This window comes from Burkholderia sp. LA-2-3-30-S1-D2 (assembly GCF_001523915.2).
GTDB classification, from domain to species: domain Bacteria; phylum Pseudomonadota; class Gammaproteobacteria; order Burkholderiales; family Burkholderiaceae; genus Burkholderia; species Burkholderia diffusa.
Genome location: NZ_CP013384.1, coordinates 2,999,127 through 3,018,407, shown reverse-complemented (window position 1 = coordinate 3,018,407; position 19,281 = coordinate 2,999,127). Strand labels below are relative to the sequence as shown.

Here is a 19,281-nt window from a genome sequence, read left to right as displayed (position 1 = left end):
CATATCCTCAGGGCGAGCGGTGTCGCGCGCCGCTCAGCTGTCGCGGCGGCCGTCGGCGCCATCTTCCTCCGACGACGGACCCTCGTCGGCGGCGCCGCCGATCCGGTACTTTTCTGCGGCCCATGCGCCGAGGTCGAGCTGCTTGCAGCGGGCCGAACAGAAGGGACGGAACTTGTTTTCAGGCGTCCAGCGCACTTCTGCGCCACACGAAGGACATTTCACAACGGTAGTCATACGAAAGCGTCGAACCGGCACGCGGCCGTTACAGATTGCACAGTGTCAGATGGAACGGCACGTCGATGTCCACCGCGCGCGGCCGCACGTCGCCGTCCTGCATGGTGAACCGTACCCACAGCATGTATTTGTTGGCGCTCGCTTCGGGAATCACGCGCAGCTCCGGAGGTACGCGGACCTGCATCAGCTGGTAGGAGCGCCCCGACAGCATCTGCTGGTAGCTGCCCTGCATCGCCATCACTTTCGAAGCCTGCCCCGATTCACGTGCGAGCCGCAGCACGATCGCAGCGGCATCGCGCAGCGGCAGCAGCGGCAGGATCCATTTCGCGATGTCCTGGCGCCGCTGTTCCGCGGGCCATTGCTGCCACGCATAGTACGACGGCAGGTCGAACTTGCACGTGCCGCCGGGAATCACCGCGCGGCTGCGGATGCTGGCGAGCCACTCGTTGTCGACCAGATGCTGCCCGGTCTTGCCCTGCATCTGCGCAAGATTGGCGAGCGTCTGCTCGATTTCACCGAGCACGGCCTCGAGCGCATTCTGTTCGATGCCCGGATTGCCGCGAAAGGGGGCGAGCGTCTGGCGTTGACGTTCGAGCTCCTTCATCAGATCCGATTTCAGGTCCGCGCGGCCTGTGACCTCGGCGATTTCGAACAGCGTCGTCAGCGCGACGTGATGTTCACGCGGGTCCTCCTGAGCCAAAAAGAACGCGAAGCGCTCGAACAGGTCTTCGAGGCGCAATAGCGTGCGAATTCGCTCGTTGAACGGATACTCGTAAAGAATCAAGCGCGCTCGCCTCTAGGGTAGGGATTGAAACAATGCAGGACATTCTAATGCTCACTGTCTACCCTAGCAACGCACCAATTTCGTACACCATCACGATCGCGCGCGGCGGTCAGTGTGCGGCAGCCGCGAATGCAAGATAGCGTTGGTGCAGTGCATCGACCTGTGCGGCGAGAGCAGCGGGTGTCGTCGCGTCGTTGACGATCACGTCGTCGGCCGCGGCGAGACGCGCGTCGCGCGTCGCTTGTCTTGCGATGATCGCTTCGACTTGTTCGCGCGTGAAATCATTGCGCCGCATCACACGTGCGATCTGCGTTTCGACCGGACAGTCGACGACCAGCACGCGATCGCTGCGCGCCTTCCAGTTACCTGACTCCACGAGCAGCGGCACGACGAAGATCACGTATGGGCCCTGCGCTTCGCGGGCCTCGCGCTCGGTCTCGGCGCGGATCAGCGGATGCGTGATAGCTTCGAGGCGCCGACGTGCGTCGTCGTCGCTGAAAATGAGTGCGCGCATCTTCGCGCGGTCGAGCGAGCCGTCGGCTGCGACGAAATCCGGTCCGAATGCCTGTTCGATCGCTGGCATCGCGAGGCCGGCCGGTGCGGTGATGCGGTGCGCGATCAGGTCGGTATCGACGAGCGATGCACCGCGTGCGGCGAACATGTCGGCGACGGTCGTCTTGCCGCTGCCGATGCCGCCGGTGAGTCCTATTGAAAACATGTGAGCCTCCGCCGGGCCGTCGCGAGGCAGCGAAGCGCCTCCCCGCGACGCAGCGAACATGGCGGCCACCGGCGGTGCGTCATGTCAGCCGCCGAGTGCCGAGTAGAAAGGGGTGCCGAAAAACAGCGTCGCGACGCCGCCTGCCGCGAGAAACGGGCCGAACGGAATCGGCTCCTCGAAGCGCATGCGTCCGCGCCAGGTCGCGACGAGCCCGACGAGCGCGCCCGTCACCGCGGCGAACAGCACGACCTGCGGCAGCGCGGCCCAGCCCATCCATGCGCCGAGCGCGGCGAGCAGCTTCAGGTCGCCGAAGCCGATGCCCTCGATGCCGCGCAACCATTTGAACAGCCAGTAGACCGACCACAGGAACAGGTAGCCGGCCATCGCGCCGACCACGGCCGAACGCAGCGACGTGAACGTGCCGCCGAGGTTCAGTGCGAGCCCGGCCCACAGCAACGGCAGCGTCATCGAATCGGGCAGGTACCCGGTCTGGATATCGATCGCGCTCATTGCCAGCAGTGCCGCGCACAGTCCGAACGCGGCGAGTGCGGCGACGGTGGGGCCGAACGCGGCGAGCGAACCGGCGGCGAGCAGCGCACCGGCGAGCTCGACGAGCGGATAGCGCACGCCGATCGCATGGCCGCACTGACGGCAGCGCCCGAGCAACAGCAAGTAGCTCACGAGCGGGATGTTCTCCCACGCACGCAGCACGTGACCGCAATGTGGACAGGCGCTGCGCGGGCGCCACAGATCGTAATGCGGCGGATAACCGTCGTCCGGCGGCGCGCTTGCGCTGCCGGTCGCTTCGGCGATCTCGGCCTGCCAGGCGCGCTGCATCATCACCGGGACCCGGTGCACGACGACGTTCACGAAGCTGCCGACGCACAGGCCGAGCACGACGGCGAACGCATACTGCACCGCGTGCGGCAGCATCGCCAGCGCGAGCAACATGCTGTCGGGCGAGTCGAAAACGGTGATCAGGGGCGCGGGCGTCATGGGGCTCGGGTTCGGGCATGAAAGGCGACAGAATCGGTTGCGATGCTACACCACGTTGCCCAGCTGAAGGATGGGCAGATACATCGCGATCACGAGGCCGCCGACGAGTGCGCCCAGCACGATCACGATCAGCGGCTCGCCGAGCGCGGCGAGCGCATCGAGACGCGCGTCGAGCTGGCGCTCGCATAGCGCGGCGATATCGGTGAGCATCGTGTCTAGCGCGCCGGTTTCCTCGGCGACGGCGATCGGCTGCACGACGTCGTCCGGGAAGCATCCCGTCGCGTGCATCGCATCGGCCAGACGCGCGCCGCGCAGCACGCGCGTCGCAATCTGTGCGGTGGCCTGTTCGAACACCGGATGGCCGGCGGTGCGCTCGAGCGTGGCGAACGCATCGGCGAGCGGGACGCCGGCACCGAGCAGCGTTGCAAGCGAGCGGCACCACCGCGCGGTCGCGAAGCGCGTGAGCGCGCTGCCGACGAACGGCAGATTCAGCAGATGCCGTGCCACCGTATAGCGCAGCGAAGGCGAGCGCCGCAGCGCGTGGCGCGCGGCGAATCCTGCGACGGCTGCGCCGGCAACCAACGTGCCACCCCAGGCCGATGTCGCGGACGAGAGGGCGAGCAGGGCGCGGGTCGGTGCAGGCAGTACCGCGCCGAAACCGTCGAAGATCTGTCGGAACGTCGGCACGACCCACACCATCAGCGCGGCCGAGATAGCGAGCGCGAACACGATGACGGCGACCGGGTACGCAAGTGCGGCACGCAGCTTGCGCCATTGCGCGTCGGCGCGTTCCCGGTGCTCCGCGACGCGGGTCAGTACGGTACCGAGCGCACCCGATGCCTCGCCCACCTCGATCAACTGGCGATACAGCATGCCGAACTGGGACGGATAGCGTGCGAGCGCGGCGGCGAAGCGTTGCCCGCCGACGATCTCGCGCGCGAGACCGGCGGCGATGCGCGGCAGCCCGTCGCGCGTGCGGGTGCGGGCGAGCATCTCGAGCGACGGTGCGAGTGGTAGTCCGGCTTGCAGCAGGCTCGCGAGCTGACGCGTGAAGCGCGTGACCTCCCTTGCGCCGGCCGCTGGTGGTCGGGCCGCGCCGCGGACGTCGAGCGACAGCACCGCGACGCCGTCGCGCGCGAGCGCTGCTCGTGCGGCGGCGGCATCGAAGGCGATGACGTTCCCGCGGCATGGCGTGCCGTCGCGACGACGGCCGCGCCACGCGAAGCAGGTTTCGTTTGGCGGTGCACGCATGGCGGTCACGCGTCAGGCGTCGCGGCCAGCGCTTCCGCGATGCTCGTCGTGCCGTCGCGGACGTGCGCAAGTGCCGCGTCGCGCAGACTGCATACGCCCTCGGACGCCGCGCATTGTGCGAGCGTGCCGACGCTTGCGCGCGCGACGATGCGCTCCGCCATTGCCGGTGAAACCGGCATTGTCTGATGCAGGCCGATCCGGCCGCGATAACCGATGCCGTGACAGGCGGCACAGCCGCGCGCGACGAACGGACGCCATCCGGATTCCAGTGCTGCCGAATCGCAGCCAGCTTCGCGCAGCGCGCGTGCCGACGCGTCCGAACGCACGCGGCAGATGGTGCACAGGCGCCGAACGAGGCGTTGCGCGGTGACGAGGCGCAATGCGGCCGCCAGGTTGTACGGCGCGACGCCGATGTCGAGCAGTCGCGCGACGGCTGTCGGCGCGTCGTTCGTGTGCAGCGTCGACAGCACGAGGTGCCCGGTCTGAGCGGCCTTGATCGCGACGTCGGCCGTCTCCGCATCGCGAATCTCGCCGACCATGATGACATCCGGGTCCTGCCGCAGCAGCGCGCGCAGCGCAGTGGCGAAAGTGAGCCCGGCTTTTTCCGCCACGCCAACCTGGTTGATGCCGTCGAGCTGAATCTCGGCCGGATCCTCGACCGTGCACACGTTGTGGGCATCGCGGTCGAGCATCTGCAGCGCGCAGTAGAGCGACAGCGTCTTGCCGCTTCCGGTCGGCCCGGTGACGAGCACGAGGCCGTGTGGCGCGAGAATCGCGGCCTCCATCGCCGCCGCCTGCCGCGCGTCGAAGCCGAGGCGCGCAAGCGTGAGGTCGGGCGGTAATGTTTCGAGGCGACGCAACACGAGTTTCTCGCCGAACAGCGTGGGCAGCGAGCTGACCCGGTAGTCGCCTCGCATGCCGCCGTCGACCGCGATGCGCAGCCGGCCGTCCTGCGGAAGCCGGCGCTCGGCGATGTCCATGCGGGAGAGCACCTTGATCCGTGTGACGAGTGCGTCGCGCAGATGAGCAGGCGGCCGCGCGTGTTCGTGCAGGACGCCGTCGATGCGCAGGCGGATGCGCCAGCCTGCTTCGAACGGTTCGACGTGGACGTCGGACGCGTCGCGCATGCGGGCGGCGTGCAGCGTGTCGGTCAGCAGCCGCACGGCGGGCGAATCGTCGAGCTGCGCCGCATCGAGCGACCGGGGCGTTTCAGCGGGCGATGCGTCGATGGAGGCAGGCGGCCGCTGCGTGTGCAGCGGCGCCCCAGGAGGTGGGAAGTGCATGTGAGCCGGCGCTCGGCCGCCTGTTGATCGTGACCTGCAAATGGTCGCGTATCGCGAGCGGTGCCGACAGTCGGCCGTTCGGCTAGCGCGTGGCGCGTGCGCGCGTGCTGCGCGGCTTGAAGAGCTTGACGGTGCGAACGGCCTGGTCGTCGCTGCGCATGACCTCGAGCATCACGTCACGGATTTTCAGGCACACGTCGCCTTCGGGAATTTCCTCGAGGATTTCGAGGATCAGGCCGTTCAACGTTTTTGGTCCGTCGGTTGGCAGTTGCAGGTGCAGCCAGCGGTTCAGTTCGCGCAGCGGCATGCTGGCGGCGACGATGCATTCGCCGTTCTGGTTCCAGCCGCCCGCGCGTTCGCCGCGCGGCATCGACGTCGTGAATTCGCCGATCAGTTCCTCGATGATGTCTTCGGGCGTGACGAGCCCCTCGAGTTCGCCGTACTCGTTGACGACAAGCGCGGTTCGCTGGCGGCTTTCCTGGAAATACTGGAGCTGCTGGACGACCGGCGTGCCCGACGGCACGTAGTACGGCTCGGCGAGCAGCGTGCGCAACGTTTCGCGGTCGAAATCCTGGTTGTGCAGTGCCGTGAGTGTCTTCCGGACGTGCAACACGCCGAGCACCTTGTCGATGTCGTCTTCGTAGACGACCAGGCGGTTGTGATAGCAGGTTTCGAGCTGATGCAGGATGTCGTCGAGCGGCGCGTGAAAGTTGAGCGATTCGATTTGCCGGCGCGGCACCATCACGTCGTCGACGGTGATGTTCTCGAGGTCGAACAGGTTGAGCAGGATGCTGCGGTGCTTGGTCGGCATGAAGCTGCTCGATTCGAGCACGATCGCGCGCAGCTCGTCGGCCGACATTCGCTGGTCGCGGCCCTTCTTCGTGTTGATGCGCAGCACCCAGAGCACGCCGTTCGCGAGCGCGTTGACGAACCACACGATCGGCTTGAACACGCGCATCAGCGGCGCGATCACGAGACTGGCGGGCAGCGCGATGCGCTCGGGGAAGGTCGCGCCGACGATCTTCGGCGCGATTTCCGCGAACACGATGATCAGGAACGCGACGATGCCGGTCGCGATCGACAGCGCGAGGTTGTTGCGGCCGAACGTGTGTAGCGCGAGCGAGGTCGTCAGAACCGGGATGATCGTGTTGAACAGATTATTGCCGATCAGGATCACGCTGAGCAGCAGGTCGGTGCGTGTGAGAAGACCCTGCGTGGTTTTCGCGCCGAGCACGCCCTGGCCGGCGAGATGCTTCAGCCGATGGCGGTTGAGCGCCATCATCGCGGTCTCGGAAATGGAAAAGAAGCTGGAGCAGAGGAGAAGCAGGAAGACGGCGCCGATTTGCGCCCATAAGGGAATTTGGTCCACGCGTCAGAAGGGCAGTGAAGGACAGGGATGGAGGGAATATAGCAGAGGCCGGCGGCCGGGATGTATCGCACGCGGCATCGGGCCCGCGTGACCGGGCAAAAGGAAGGCAAAAAAAAACCGTGCACATGGTGCACGGTTTTTTTCAAATCTGGTCGGGGTGAGAGGATTCGAACCTCCGGCCTCTACGTCCCGAACGTAGCGCTCTACCAGGCTAAGCTACACCCCGATTTTTTGCTCTTCCGACTCTAGCGCCTTCGTGAAGATCGCTGCGTCGTCTCAAGCAAGAACGTAACTATAACGATGTTTTTTCTAAAAGGGAATACTTTGTTGAAGAAATTTTTCGAGACAAGGTATCGCGTCCCCTTCGCGGCGCGTTTACGACTGTCGCGACGTCGAGTACGAGCACAGCGCGAGCAGGCTTTCCTTGTAGATCGAATCCGGGAACGCGGCGATCGCGGCCGCAGCGGCCTGTGCTTCCTTGCGCGCGCATTCGAGCGTATGGTCGAGCGCGCCCGAGCGGGTGATTGCATCGAAAATCGTATCGAAGCGATCGGTGCCGCCTTGTTCGATCACCTCGCGCGCGAGCGCCGACTGTTCTGGCGTGCCGCGTTCGATCAGGTAGATGAGCGGGAGCGTCGGTTTGCCTTCGCGCAGATCGTCGCCGGCATTCTTGCCCATCGCTTCGGCCGTGCCAGCGTAGTCGAGCCAGTCGTCCATGATCTGGAATGCGGTGCCGATCCGCCGGCCGTATTCGGCAGCGGCGGCTTCGGTCGGCGCATCGGCGCCGGCGAGCACCGCGCCCAGGCGGGCCGATGCCTCGAACAGCTTCGCCGTCTTGTAGCGGATCACCTGCATGTAGCGCGACTCGTCGACGTCCGCGTCGTGCATGTTCAGAAGCTGCAGCACTTCGCCTTCGGAGATGATCGTCGTCGCTTCCGACAGGATTTCCATCACGCGCATCTTGCCGACGCCGACCATCATCTCGAACGAGCGCGAATAGAGGTAGTCGCCGACCAGCACGCTCGCCGCATTGCCGAACAGCGCGTTGGCCGTCTGGCGGCCGCGCCGCAGTTCGGATTCGTCGACGACGTCGTCATGCAGCAGCGTGGCGGTGTGGATGAACTCGACGACGGCAGCCAGCACGTGCCGCTGGTGCGACGTCTCGCCGAGCGCACCGGCGACGAGCAACAGCAGGGCCGGACGCAGCCGCTTGCCGCCCGCGCCGATGATGTACTCGGCGATCTGGTTGATCAGCAGTACGTCGGACGCGAGGCTCTGCCGGATAACGCGATTCACCTGCTCCATGTCGCTGGCGATCGGGGCGAGCAGGTGGGCGGCGCTGAGGGTGGGGGAGGCGGTGGACGACGACATGATGATCGAAATGGGTGATGCCGCGGATTATAAGTCGAATCCACGATATCCCGGTCTGTCGGACGTGCCGGCACCGTGATTTTGGCCGTCCGGCCAGGTCTTGCGCGCGGCAATCGCGGATCGGCTTTGACTTGGGTGCTAACCCCATGTATAATCACGTGTTTTCCGCGCGTGGTGTGCGGAAAAATTGGATCCAGAGTGAGGTTCTCAATGTACGCGGTCATAAAAACCGGCGGCAAGCAGTACAAGGTTGCCGTTGGCGAAAAACTCAAAGTAGAACAGATACCGGCTGACATTGACGCTGAAATCACGCTCGACCAGGTTCTCGCAGTGGGCGAAGGCGAATCGATTAAGTTCGGTACGCCGCTGGTCAGTGGGGCTTCCGTCAAGGCCACCGTTGTGTCGCACGGTCGTCATGCCAAGGTCACCATCTTCAAGATGCGTCGCCGGAAGCACTACCAAAAGCACGGCGGCCACCGCCAGAACTACACTGAGCTGCGCATCGACGCGATCAACGCGTAAGCGCCTCGGTAAAGGAGCAATCAGATGGCACACAAAAAGGCAGGCGGCTCTTCCCGGAACGGCCGCGACTCCGAGTCGAAACGTCTCGGCGTGAAAGTGTACGGCGGCCAGGCAATCAATGCCGGCGGCATCATCGTGCGTCAGCGCGGTACGCGCATGCACGCTGGCGAGAACGTCGGCATGGGCAAGGATCACACCCTGTTCGCGCTGGTCGACGGTCACGTCAAGTTCGCGACCAAGGGCGCGGACAAGAAGCATCTGGTCATCGTTGTCCCGGCGGCTGCCTAAGTTCAGGCACCCACGGGCTTCGTAGCCGAAAGGCCCCGCAGTCTTCGCGGGGCCTTTTTTTATTTGGCCGCCGGGCGCATGTGCGCACCGGCGGCTGTCGCGAAACGGCGGGCAATTGGCCGAACGGCAGATTGTTCAAGCGCGCCGGCGCGCGGCACAATAGCGGAAATACTGGTCGGAGTGACGAATGAAGTTCATTGACGAAGCACGAATCGAAGTCATCGCCGGCGACGGAGGCGATGGCAGCGCGTCGATGCGCCGCGAGAAATTCGTTCCGTTCGGCGGGCCGGACGGCGGCGACGGCGGCCGGGGCGGGAACGTCTACGCGATCGCTGACCGTAACATCAACACGCTGATCGACTATCGCTACGCGAAGAAGCACCTGGCGCGCAACGGCGAAAACGGTCGCGGATCCGATTGCTACGGCAAGGGCGGTGACGACGTCACGCTGCGCATGCCGGTCGGCACGGTCGTGACCGACATGGACACGGGCGAACTGATCGCCGACCTGACCGAGCACGATCAGCAGGTGATGCTCGCGAAGGGTGGCGCAGGCGGTCTCGGCAACCTGCATTTCAAGTCGAGCACGAACCGCGCGCCGCGCCAGAAGACCGACGGCAAGCCGGGCGAACGGCGCATGCTGAGGCTCGAACTGAAGGTGCTCGCCGACGTCGGTCTGCTCGGCATGCCGAACGCTGGCAAGTCGACCTTCATCTCGTCGGTGTCGAACGCGAAGCCGAAGATCGCCGACTATCCGTTCACAACGCTCGCGCCGAACCTCGGCGTCGTGCGGGTCGGCCCGAGCAAGAGCTTCGTGATCGCCGACATCCCGGGGCTGATCGAGGGCGCAGCTGAAGGTGCGGGCCTCGGCCACCAGTTCCTGCGACACTTGCAGCGCACCGGCGTGCTCTTGCATCTCGTCGATTTGGCTCCGTTTGACGAAAGCGTCGATCCGGTCGCGGAAGCAACCGCGATCGTTGGCGAACTGCGCAAGTACGACGAGGCGCTCTATGAGAAGCCGCGCTGGCTCGTCCTCAACAAGCTCGACATGGTGCCGGAAGACGAGCGCGAGGCGCGCGTCGCCGATTTCCTCGACCGTTTCGGCTGGGACGGCCCGGTGTTCGAGATTTCGGCGCTCACGGGCCAGGGCTGCGAAGCGCTGTGCTACGCGATCTACGACTACCTCGCCCAGCATTCGGACGCGCATCGCGCGGCGGAAGAGGAAGATCTGGCCGCGGACGTGCGATTCCGCGATGCGCCGCCCGCCGCTGGCGGCGCGACGCCCGGCGACGACGCCTGAGCGTGGCTGGAACGCACCGGGCGTCGCGCCCGGTGCCGGAATTTAAGCGCGCCCGGTCGGGCAGGCATCAGATACAGGAGACGGCGCACGATGCGTTCGATCATCGCGGATTCGAAGCGATTGGTGGTGAAGGTGGGCTCGAGCCTCGTAACCAACGACGGCAAGGGGCTCGATCATGCTGCGATCGGCCGCTGGGCGGCCCAGATCGCCGCGCTGCGCGCGCAGGGCAAGGAAGTGGTGCTCGTCAGTTCGGGCGCGATCGCTGAAGGGATGCAGCGGCTCGGCTGGAGCAAGCGTCCGCGCGAGATCGACGAGCTGCAGGCTGCCGCCGCGGTTGGCCAGATGGGGCTCGCGCAAGTCTATGAAAGCCGCTTCACCGAGCACGATATCCGCACCGCGCAGATCCTGCTGACGCATGCCGACCTTGCCGATCGCGAGCGCTACCTGAATGCGCGCTCGACGCTGCTCACGCTGCTGCGGCTCGGCGTCGTGCCGATCATCAACGAGAACGACACGGTCGTCACCGACGAAATCAAGTTCGGCGACAACGACACGCTCGGCGCGCTGGTCGCGAACCTGATCGAAGGCGATGCGCTCATCATCCTGACCGATCAGTCGGGGCTGTTCACCGCCGATCCGCGCAAGGATCCGAACGCGACGCTGGTCGCGGAAGCCAGTGCGGGCGCACCGGAACTCGAGGCGATGGCGGGCGGGGCCGGCTCGAGCCTCGGCCGCGGCGGAATGCTGACGAAGATCCTCGCGGCGAAGCGCGCAGCGCACAGCGGCGCGAACACCGTGATCGCGAGCGGCCGCGAAGCCGACGTGCTGGTGCGGCTGGCGGCGGGCGAGGCGATCGGCACGCAGCTGATCGCGCGCACCGCGCGGATGGCCGCGCGCAAGCAATGGATGGCCGACCATCTGCAGGTACGCGGGCACGTCGTGATCGATGCCGGTGCGGTCGAGAAGCTGACGGCCGGCGGCAAGAGCCTGCTGCCGATCGGCGTGATTGGCGTGCACGGGGCGTTCGCGCGCGGCGAGGTGATCGCATGTGTCGGCCCCGACGGACGCGAAGTGGCGCGCGGTCTCACGAACTACAGCAGTGCGGAAACGAAGCTGATTCACCGCAAGCCGAGCGGCGAGATCGAGACGGTGCTTGGCTACATGCTGGAACCGGAGCTGATTCACCGCGACAACCTCGTGCTCGTGTAACCATTCGGCCAGACGTCCCGAGATACTAAAAAAGCCCGCGTTGTGCGGGCTTTTTGTTGGGATTGGCGGGGCAGGGCCGGTGGCCTGCGTCGCGCAGTCAGCGCAGCTGGCTCATCGCGGTGCGGTGGAACCGGATGTTCTCGAGAATCTGCTGGGTCGTGCCCTGTGGCATCTTGTTCGAGCAGAAGTAGTCCTGGTACAGCGCCGAGTGGTACGCGTTCAACTCGCCGTTCTCGATGCGACGCCAGTCGTTCTCGACCGTGCGGTCCCAGCCGTCGTGATCCGAATTCAGGCCGGCATACTGACGCCATTCGTAGGTGTCGCAGCGGATGCCTTCGTAGTTCACGTTGCGTGCGCCGGCCGGGCTCGTGATGACGACCGCATAGCGCACGACGCCGTCGGTGCCGACCGCGAGCGACTTCGCATCGACGGAGAACTTGAGCGGCGTGTTCTGCGATACGTTGAACGGTAGCAGGTCGCCCGCTTGCGGAAGCGGCGGCAGCGTGTCGACCGGGTTTTCCTTCCAGTTGCCCTGGCGGTCCAGCAGGTACACGAACTCGCTGTCATCCTTGTTGGTCGGCGTCTTCGAATTTGCGCAACCGGCCAGCGTGGCCGCCGCGACAATCGATGCGAGCGCGAGAGCAATCGCTTTCAATATGCATTCCTCGTAAAAAAAGGGCGCGACACAAGGTCGCGCCCGGTCATGCAGTCCGACTCGTCATTTGCCGACGATCTCGCGGGGCGGCATCTCGTCGAGCGTGCTCGCCTCCACTTCGATCTCCGAACAGACTAACGATGTGTCGACAATCGTCAGCGTCTGCTGGACCTGCGCACCGATGACGCGCGGATAGCGCGACGGACGCGGCCCACGCGGCTTTTCGGCTCGCTGCGCCGGGCGGCGCAGGAAGCGCGACAGTTCCGTCAGCGCCAACTGATAGACATCCCGCTTGAACTCGATCACCGCATCGAGCGGCACCCAGTACTCGTTCCAGCGCCACGCATCGAACTCCGGGTGATCGGTCGCGCGCAAGCAAATGTCGCAATCGCGTCCGACCATCCGCAGCAGGAACCAGATCTGCTTCTGGCCGCGGTAATGGCCGCGTACTTCGCGTTTGATGAACTTGTCAGGCACCTCGTAACGCAACCAGTCGCGGGTGCGGCCGATTATCTTGACGTGTTCCGGGTGCAGGCCGGTCTCTTCGTGCAGTTCCCGGTACATCGCCTGCATGGGGGTCTCGCCGTACTTGATCCCACCTTGAGGAAACTGCCAGGAATGCTCGCGGAGCCGCTTGCCCCAAAACACCTCGTTGCGCGCGTTCAAGAGGATGATGCCGACGTTCGGGCGAAAGCCTTCACGATCCAGCATACAACCACCTTCGAATCCTTTAAAATTGCTTTGATTATAAACAGATAACGGGCGCTGCGCACCGTGACGGAGCGAATCCGCGCGGGGTGCACCGGCTGAATTGTCCCTGATTAGTCTGCTACGTCATCTGCGCCATCGTCGTCCCTCGTTGTTCGCCGCGCGCAGCTTTTTCACCTTGAAACTTTTTCGGGCGCCCCGCCTTGGGGCGCCGTATTTGGAACCGTCCGCATGAAAGCTTCCCGTTTCTTTATCGGCACCCTCAAAGAAGCACCGGCCGACGCAGAGATCGTCAGCCACAAGCTGATGGTGCGCGCCGGCATGATCCGTCGCGTCGCCGGCGGCATCTACAACTACCTGCCGGTCGGCCTGCGTTCGATTCGCAAGGTCGAGGCGATCGTGCGCGAGGAAATGAACCGGGCAGGCGCCATCGAGCTGCTGATGCCGGCCGTGCAACCGGCCGATCTGTGGCAGGAATCGGGGCGCTGGGAACAGTACGGCCCCGAGCTGCTGCGCTTCAAGGACCGCAAGGACAACGACTTCGTGATCGGGCCGACGCACGAGGAAGTCATCACCGACATCGCGCGCAACCAGATCAAGAGCTACCGGCAGATGCCGGTGAACTTCTACCAGATCCAGACGAAGTTCCGCGACGAGATTCGTCCGCGCTTCGGTGTGATGCGCGGCCGCGAATTCATCATGAAGGACGCGTATTCGTTCGACAAGGACGCGGCCGGTCTGAACGAGTCGTATCGCAAGATGTATGACGCATACGTGCGCATCTTCACGCGCCTCGGCCTCGAGTTCCGTGCGGTCGCGGCCGACAGCGGCTCGATCGGCGGCAACTTCTCCCACGAGTTCCACGTGATCGCCGACACCGGTGAGGACGCGATCGCCTACTGCCCGACGTCCGACTTCGCGGCGAACATCGAGGCGGCCGAAGCGTTGCCGCTGATTGCCGAGCGCGCGGCGCCGGCCGAAGCGATGGAGAAGGTCGCGACGCCGGGCAAGGCGAAGTGCGAAGCCGTCGCCGAACTGCTGGCGATCCCGCTCGAGCGCACGATCAAATCGATCGTGCTCGCGACCGACAACGAAGGCGCCGAGCCGACCATCTGGCTCGTGATGCTGCGTGGCGATCACGACCTGAACGAGATCAAGGTGTCGAAGCTGCCGGGGCTGAAGAACCACCGCTTCGCGACCGAGCAGGAAATCGTCGAGTGGTTCGGCACGCCGCCGGGCTATCTCGGCCCGGTCGGCACGAAGAAGCCCGTGAAGGTGATCGCGGACCGCACGGTCGCGAACATGAGCGACTTCGTCGTCGGCGCAAACGAGGTGGACTATCACATCGCTGGCGTGAACTGGCGCCGCGACCTGCCCGAGCCTGACGTCGCCGACGTGCGCAACGTGCAGAAGGGCGATCCGTCGCCGGACGGCAAGGGCGTGATCGACATCTGCCGCGGCATTGAAGTCGGCCACGTGTTCCAGCTCGGCACCAAGTACTCGGAAGCGATGGGCGCGACGTTCCTCGACGAATCGGGCAAGCCGCAGCCGATGCTGATGGGCTGCTACGGCGTCGGCGTCACGCGTATTCTCGGCGCGGCGATCGAACAGAACTTCGACGACCGCGGCATCATCTGGCCCGAGTCGATCGCCCCCTTCGAGGTCGTGCTGTGCCCGATGGGCTACGATCGCAGCGACATGGTTCGCGAGGCGGCCGACAAGCTGTACGCGGAACTGGCCGCCGCCGGCATCGACGTGATCCTCGACGATCGCGGCGAGCGCCCGGGCGTGATGTTCGCCGACTGGGAACTGATCGGCGTGCCGCATCGCCTGGTGATCGGCGAGCGCGGCTTGAAGGAAGGCAAGATCGAGTACCAGGGCCGCCGCGACGCCGAAGCGACGCTGCTGCCGGCCGAAGCCGCCGCGGCGACGGTGACGGAAAAGATCCGCGCCGCGCTCGCGCGCTAAGCGCTACAACAGGGGAACACGGTGGAATACACCTTCCTGTCGGCCACCGTGCTCCTCGTGCTGATCACGGATCCGCTCGGCAACATCCCGCTGTTCATCACGGCGATGCGGGACGTGCCGCGCGAGCGGCGCGTGAAGCTGATCCTGCGTGAAGTGGGGATCGCGTTCGTGATCCTGCTGTTCTTCATGGTGGTCGGCGACCGCTTCCTGCGGATGATGAGCTTGACCGACCTGTCGCTGCGGCTCGGCGGCGGGATCGTGCTGTTCCTGATCGCGCTGCGGATGATCTTCCCGCATCCGGACGGCGCGCTCGGCAGCGATCCGCGCGCCGGGGGCGAGCCGTTCATCGTGCCGCTCGCGATTCCGGCGCTTGCCGGGCCGTCCGCGCTCGCGACGGTGATGCTGCTGACGTCGCAGGCGCCGGGCAAGATGTTCGAGTGGGTTGGCGCGCTGACGGTCACGATGATCGTCTGTGCGATCACGCTGGTGCTGGCCGAACGGATCCAGCAGTGGCTCGGCGAGCGGACCGTCGCCGCGTTCGAGCGGCTGATGGGTTTGGTGCTCGTCGCGATCTCGGTCGAGATGCTGCTGGCTGGCATCCGGGCGTTCGTGCACCAGTTGTAGCGCGGGCGGCGCGGCGCGTGCCGACGAAAAAAAGCGGCGCTCCGGGAAACCGGGGCGCCGCTTTTCTTTGTAGCGGGCAGGGCGGTCAGACGTTCGCGGTCAGTGCGCGGATCGTCGGCAGATTGCGCCAGTAGCCCTTTGCGTCCATCCCGCAGCCGAACACGTAGCGGTCCGGCACCGAGAAGCCGCAGAAGTCGGGATGCAGCGGTTTCGCCTTCGAGAGCGTCTTCTCGCACAGCACGGCGGACATGAAGCGCTTTGCACCCATGTCGAGGATGCGGTCGCGGATCGCGGCCATCGTCTCGCCTTCGTCGAGGATGTCGTCGAGCACGAGCACGATCCGGTCCTTCACCGATTCGCGCGGCGCGACGCGCCAGTGCATCTCCGGGCTGCCCTGCGTGGTGTTGCGGTAGCGGGTCAGGTGGATGTAGTCGAACTCCAGCGGGAAATCGAGATGCGGCAGCAGCATCCCGGTAAACACTGCGGCGCCACCCATCACCGAGAGCACGAGGGGAAACGCGTCGCCGATGTCGGCGCGGATCGCGTCGGCCATCCGGACGATCGATGCGTTGACGGCATCGGCCGAGACGATCTCTTCGGAGTGGTCGAAAATGTGGAGGGCTTCTTCGCGGTTCATGTGTTCTGGCGGGCAGTCGGTATACAAATAAGGATGAAGCAGAACGGCCGGCGCGCGCTACGGCAAAAACCCGCGCGCCGACCGACGGGCGGAATCAGCGCATGCCGGGCATCATGCCCTTCAGGCCGCGCATCATCTTCTGCATGTTGCCGCCCTTCAGCTTCTTCATCATCGTACGCATCTGGTCGTACTGATTCAGCATCCGGTTGACTTCCTGCACCGGCACGCCCGCGCCGGCTGCAATACGGCGCTTGCGCGTCGCCTTGATGATTTCGGGTTTTGCGCGCTCGGCGGGCGTCATCGAGCTGATGATGCCTTCCATCCGGCGGATCGACTTCTCGGCCTGGCCCATGTCGGCGCCGGCCGCCGCCTGCTGGAATTGCGCGGGCAGCTTGTCCATCAGCGAGGACAGCCCGCCCATGTTCTTCATCTGCGAGATCTGCGCGCGGAAATCGTTCAGGTCGAAGTCGCCGCCTTTCTTCACCTTGTCGGCGAGCTTCTGCGCGGCCTGCACGTCGACGCCGCGCTGCGCCTCCTCGACGAGCGCGAGGATGTCGCCCATGCCGAGGATCCGGTTCGCCATCCGGTCCGGGTAGAACACCTCGAGGCCGTCGAGCTTCTCGGCGACGCCGACGAACTTGATCGGCTTGCCCGTGATGTGGCGCACCGACAGCGCGGCACCGCCGCGCGAATCGCCGTCGAGCTTGGTCAGCACGACGCCGGTGAGCGGCAGCGTGTCGTTGAATGCCTTCGCGGTGTTGACCGCGTCCTGGCCGAGCATCGCGTCGACGACGAACAGCGTTTCGGCCGGCTTCAGCGTGCCGTGCAGCGCGGCGATTTCCTGCATCATCGCCTCGTCGATACCGAGGCGGCCGGCCGTGTCGACGATCAGCACGTCATGGTAGTGGCGCTTCGCCCAGTCGACGGCCGCGAGTGCGATGTCGACGGGCTTCTGGTCCGGGGTCGACGGGAAGAAGTCGGCGCCGACCTGTTCGCTCACCGTTTTCAGCTGCATGATGGCGGCCGGGCGATACACGTCGCACGACACTGTCAGCACTTTCTTCTTGTACTTCTCGCGCAGAAGCTTCGCGAGCTTGCCGGCGGTCGTCGTCTTGCCGGCGCCCTGCAGGCCGGCCATCAGGATCACCGCGGGCGGCGTGACCGCGAGGTTCAGCTCGGCGGCCTTGCCTTCGTAGTCGCCGCCGATCACGGCGGTCAGTTCCTTCTGGACCACGCCGACGAGCGCCTGACCCGGCGACAGGCTGCTGATCACTTCCTCGCCGAGCGCCTTTTCCTTGACCTTGGCAATGAATTCGCGGACGACGGGCAGCGCGACGTCGGCTTCCAGCAGCGCGAGACGCACCTCGCGGAGCATCTCCTGGGTGTTCGCCTCGGTGAGCCGGGCCTCGCCGCGCAGCGTCTTGACGACGCGCGCCATCCGTTGAGTGAGATTGTCGAGCATGGGGAGCGATGGACAGTGGGGCCCGAAGGCGCAACGGAACCGAACAAAGGGAGCCGTCGCGGGAAGGGGGCCTAGTGTAAACTTCGAACATGGATATTGTACTGTATGCCCTCACCGCATTCCTGTACGGCGGCCTCGCCGTCGCAGGCTGGCGCACCCACCGCCAGGGCGCGACCTCGCTCGTCGCGAGCGTGCCAGCCGTGCCGGTTCCGGCGTCCGCCGCGTCGGGGATGAGCGGGGCCGGCCGCGCGCTGCTGTTCGCGGCGCTCGTCGCGCACGGCGTGCTGCTGCACATGACCATTTTTCCGAACGACGCGATGATCTTCGGCTTCGCGTTCGCGCTGTCCGCGATGTTCTGGCTCGGCGCCGGCATCTACTGGATCGAGAGCTTCTTCTTCCCGCTCGACAGCCTGCGCCTGCTGGTGCTGCCGCTCGCGTGCGGCGCGTCGCTGCTGCCGCTCGTGTTCGGCGGCGTGCGGGTGCTGCCTTATGCCGCAGCGCCGCTGTTCAAGATGCACTTCCTGATCGCGAACATCGCGTACGGCCTTTTCGCGATCGCCGCGCTGCACGCGGTCCTGATGCTGATGGTCGAGCGGCGCCTGCAGTCGCTGAGGAGCGGCGGGCGCGACGGCTCGACCGGCTGGATCGCGAGCTGGCTCGAGACGCTGCCGCCGCTGCTCACGCTCGAGAAACTGCTGTTCCGCCTGATCGGCGCCGGCTTCGTGCTGCTCACGCTGACGCTCGCGTCGGGGATCCTGTTCAGCGAGCAGATCGATGCGCGCGCGCTGCGGCTCGATCACAAGACCGTGTTCGCGGTGCTGTCGTGGCTGATGTTCGGCGGCCTGCTGGTCGCCCACAAGACGTCGGGCTGGCGTGGACGCGGCGCCGCGCGCTGGGTGCTCGTGTCGTTTGCCGCGCTGCTGCTCGCGTATGTCGGCAGCCGGTTCGTTTTCGAGGTGCTGCTGCACCGCTCCGTGGTTTGAACGCAGGTCTCCGATGCGACAGATTCTTCTCCTGATTCTTCTCTTCTTCGCGGGTTCGTGGCTCACGCGCAAGCTGCGCCAGGCCCAGGAGCACGCACAGGCGCGCACCGGCCGCGGCGGCGGCTTTGATGGCGCACCCGGTTCCGGCGGCGCCGGGACGGCACGCCCGAACGGCGATGCGCGCTCGCTGCCCGAACCGATGGTGCGCTGCGCCGAATGCGGCGTGCATACGCCGAAGGGCGACGCCGTCGCCGCGGGTGGCGAATATTTCTGCAGCACCGAGCACGCGCAGCGCCACGGCGCACACGCGAGCGGCCGCGACGCCCGATGAGCGACGCAGCGCTGCTGTCGGTCGACGCGCACGGCTGGGTGCGCGAAGCGCGCCACGCGCCGTCGCCGAATTTCGAGGCGCGGCCCGCAGGCGCGGTGCCGACGCTCGTCGTCGTCCACAACATCAGCCTGCCGCCCGGCGAGTTCGGCGGCGACGCGATCGAGGCGCTGTTCCTGAATCGCCTCGATTGCGATGCGCACCCCTATTACCAGAGCCATCTGCGCGGCGTGCGCGTGTCCGCGCACTTCCTGATTCGTCGCGACGGTGAGCTCGTGCAGTTCGTGTCGTGCGACGAGCGCGCCTGGCATGCGGGCGCGTCCGAGTTCTTCGGCCGGCCGCGCTGCAACGACTTCTCGATCGGCATCGAGCTCGAAGGCGCGGACGACGTGCCGTTCGACGCGGCGCAGTACGCGACGCTCGGCGTGCTCGCGCGCACGCTCGCCGCGCGCTACCCGATCGATGCAGTGGCCGGGCATTCCGACGTCGCGCCGGGCCGCAAGACCGATCCGGGTCCGCACTTCGATTGGCAACGCTTCGCGGGCGATGCCGGCTTTTCCGCCGAATACTTTCCCTTCCGTCAGCACTGAG

General features: G+C 65.8%; 21 protein-coding genes and 1 tRNA gene. 9 read left to right on the top strand and 13 right to left on the bottom strand.

Annotation, left to right across the window (positions count from 1 at the left end):
- Window positions 1-33: 33 nt before the first annotated feature.
- From WS66_RS26990 to WS66_RS26950, 9 genes are all read right to left on the bottom strand, one after another.
- The gene (locus tag WS66_RS26990; protein ID WP_059608175.1) at window positions 34-234 is read right to left on the bottom strand and encodes a DNA gyrase inhibitor YacG; all 201 of its coding nucleotides are present in this window, start codon (window positions 232-234) and stop codon (window positions 34-36) included.
- Window positions 235-262: 28 nt separating this feature from the next.
- Window positions 263-1,018, bottom strand: a complete 756-nt coding sequence (gene zapD, locus WS66_RS26985) for a cell division protein ZapD (RefSeq protein ID WP_059608176.1) — start codon at window positions 1,016-1,018, stop codon at window positions 263-265.
- A gap of 109 nt (window positions 1,019-1,127) precedes the next feature.
- Window positions 1,128-1,736 (bottom strand): dephospho-CoA kinase, encoded by a 609-nt coding sequence (gene coaE / locus WS66_RS26980; protein ID WP_059608177.1) that lies wholly within the window; start codon window positions 1,734-1,736, stop codon window positions 1,128-1,130.
- Between the two features lie 84 nt (window positions 1,737-1,820).
- The gene (locus WS66_RS26975; protein ID WP_059608178.1) at window positions 1,821-2,732 is read right to left on the bottom strand and encodes a prepilin peptidase; all 912 of its coding nucleotides are present in this window, start codon (window positions 2,730-2,732) and stop codon (window positions 1,821-1,823) included.
- Window positions 2,733-2,777: 45 nt separating this feature from the next.
- Window positions 2,778-3,983, bottom strand: coding sequence for a type II secretion system F family protein (locus tag WS66_RS26970; RefSeq protein WP_059608338.1), 1,206 nt, complete (start codon window positions 3,981-3,983; stop codon window positions 2,778-2,780).
- Window positions 3,984-3,988: 5 nt separating this feature from the next.
- Window positions 3,989-5,266 carry a GspE/PulE family protein gene (locus tag WS66_RS26965; RefSeq protein WP_059608179.1) on the bottom strand — a complete coding sequence of 426 codons (1,278 nt, stop codon included), beginning with the start codon at window positions 5,264-5,266 and terminating at the stop codon, window positions 3,989-3,991.
- A gap of 82 nt (window positions 5,267-5,348) precedes the next feature.
- On the bottom strand, window positions 5,349-6,635 hold the full coding sequence (locus WS66_RS26960) for an HlyC/CorC family transporter (RefSeq protein ID WP_082729084.1): 1,287 nt from the start codon (window positions 6,633-6,635) through the stop codon (window positions 5,349-5,351).
- 149 nt (window positions 6,636-6,784) lie between these two features.
- Window positions 6,785-6,861: transfer RNA gene (locus WS66_RS26955), tRNA-Pro, on the bottom strand.
- A gap of 149 nt (window positions 6,862-7,010) precedes the next feature.
- Window positions 7,011-8,006, bottom strand: coding sequence for a polyprenyl synthetase family protein (locus WS66_RS26950; RefSeq protein ID WP_059608181.1), 996 nt, complete (start codon window positions 8,004-8,006; stop codon window positions 7,011-7,013).
- A gap of 210 nt (window positions 8,007-8,216) precedes the next feature.
- Between WS66_RS26950 and rplU the strand changes: the two genes are divergently transcribed.
- The 4 genes from rplU to proB all read left to right on the top strand — a co-directional run bounded on the left by rplU (window position 8,217) and on the right by proB (window position 11,325).
- Window positions 8,217-8,528: a 50S ribosomal protein L21 gene (gene rplU / locus WS66_RS26945; RefSeq protein WP_006025184.1), complete on the top strand. Its 312-nt coding sequence runs from the start codon at window positions 8,217-8,219 to the stop codon at window positions 8,526-8,528.
- A gap of 24 nt (window positions 8,529-8,552) precedes the next feature.
- Complete coding sequence (gene rpmA, locus WS66_RS26940) at window positions 8,553-8,816, top strand: 50S ribosomal protein L27 (protein WP_006476999.1); 264 nt, start codon at window positions 8,553-8,555, stop codon at window positions 8,814-8,816.
- A 187-nt stretch (window positions 8,817-9,003) separates the two neighbouring features.
- Window positions 9,004-10,116 carry an Obg family GTPase CgtA gene (gene cgtA, locus WS66_RS26935; protein WP_059608182.1) on the top strand — a complete coding sequence of 371 codons (1,113 nt, stop codon included), beginning with the start codon at window positions 9,004-9,006 and terminating at the stop codon, window positions 10,114-10,116.
- A 90-nt stretch (window positions 10,117-10,206) separates the two neighbouring features.
- On the top strand, window positions 10,207-11,325 hold the full coding sequence (gene proB / locus WS66_RS26930; RefSeq protein WP_059608183.1) for a glutamate 5-kinase: 1,119 nt from the start codon (window positions 10,207-10,209) through the stop codon (window positions 11,323-11,325).
- Between the two features lie 97 nt (window positions 11,326-11,422).
- On the opposite strand, the gene WS66_RS26925 is transcribed toward proB, so the two are convergent.
- Window positions 11,423-11,980 carry a CNP1-like family protein gene (locus WS66_RS26925; protein ID WP_059465329.1) on the bottom strand — a complete coding sequence of 186 codons (558 nt, stop codon included), beginning with the start codon at window positions 11,978-11,980 and terminating at the stop codon, window positions 11,423-11,425.
- A gap of 63 nt (window positions 11,981-12,043) precedes the next feature.
- The gene (locus WS66_RS26920; RefSeq protein ID WP_059608184.1) at window positions 12,044-12,691 is read right to left on the bottom strand and encodes an RNA pyrophosphohydrolase; all 648 of its coding nucleotides are present in this window, start codon (window positions 12,689-12,691) and stop codon (window positions 12,044-12,046) included.
- A 228-nt stretch (window positions 12,692-12,919) separates the two neighbouring features.
- On the opposite strand from WS66_RS26920, the gene WS66_RS26910 reads away from it, so the two are divergent.
- Together WS66_RS26910 and WS66_RS26905 are read left to right on the top strand one after the other, a co-directional pair.
- Entirely contained in the window at window positions 12,920-14,656 is a 1,737-nt protein-coding gene (locus WS66_RS26910) for a proline--tRNA ligase (protein WP_059608185.1), read from the top strand.
- Between the two features lie 21 nt (window positions 14,657-14,677).
- Window positions 14,678-15,280: a MarC family protein gene (locus WS66_RS26905; RefSeq protein WP_012363042.1), complete on the top strand. Its 603-nt coding sequence runs from the start codon at window positions 14,678-14,680 to the stop codon at window positions 15,278-15,280.
- Between the two features lie 85 nt (window positions 15,281-15,365).
- On the opposite strand, the gene WS66_RS26900 is transcribed toward WS66_RS26905, so the two are convergent.
- Together WS66_RS26900 and ffh are read right to left on the bottom strand one after the other, a co-directional pair.
- Window positions 15,366-15,917: a hypoxanthine-guanine phosphoribosyltransferase gene (locus WS66_RS26900; RefSeq protein ID WP_059608186.1), complete on the bottom strand. Its 552-nt coding sequence runs from the start codon at window positions 15,915-15,917 to the stop codon at window positions 15,366-15,368.
- Window positions 15,918-16,011: 94 nt separating this feature from the next.
- Entirely contained in the window at window positions 16,012-17,379 is a 1,368-nt protein-coding gene (ffh, locus tag WS66_RS26895) for a signal recognition particle protein (protein WP_059608187.1), read from the bottom strand.
- Window positions 17,380-17,468: 89 nt separating this feature from the next.
- On the opposite strand from ffh, the gene WS66_RS26890 reads away from it, so the two are divergent.
- Genes WS66_RS26890 through ampD form a run of 3 tightly spaced genes read left to right on the top strand, consistent with a single transcriptional unit; the run spans window position 17,469 to window position 19,280 of the window.
- A complete protein-coding gene (locus WS66_RS26890; protein ID WP_059608188.1) occupies window positions 17,469-18,362 on the top strand; it encodes a cytochrome C assembly family protein in 894 nt (297 codons plus the stop codon).
- 13 nt (window positions 18,363-18,375) lie between these two features.
- Window positions 18,376-18,693: a PP0621 family protein gene (locus WS66_RS26885; RefSeq protein ID WP_059608189.1), complete on the top strand. Its 318-nt coding sequence runs from the start codon at window positions 18,376-18,378 to the stop codon at window positions 18,691-18,693.
- Entirely contained in the window at window positions 18,690-19,280 is a 591-nt protein-coding gene (gene ampD / locus WS66_RS26880) for a 1,6-anhydro-N-acetylmuramyl-L-alanine amidase AmpD (protein WP_059608190.1), read from the top strand. The genes WS66_RS26885 and ampD overlap by 4 nt, the downstream gene beginning before the upstream one ends.
- Window position 19,281: the final 1 nt, after the last annotated feature.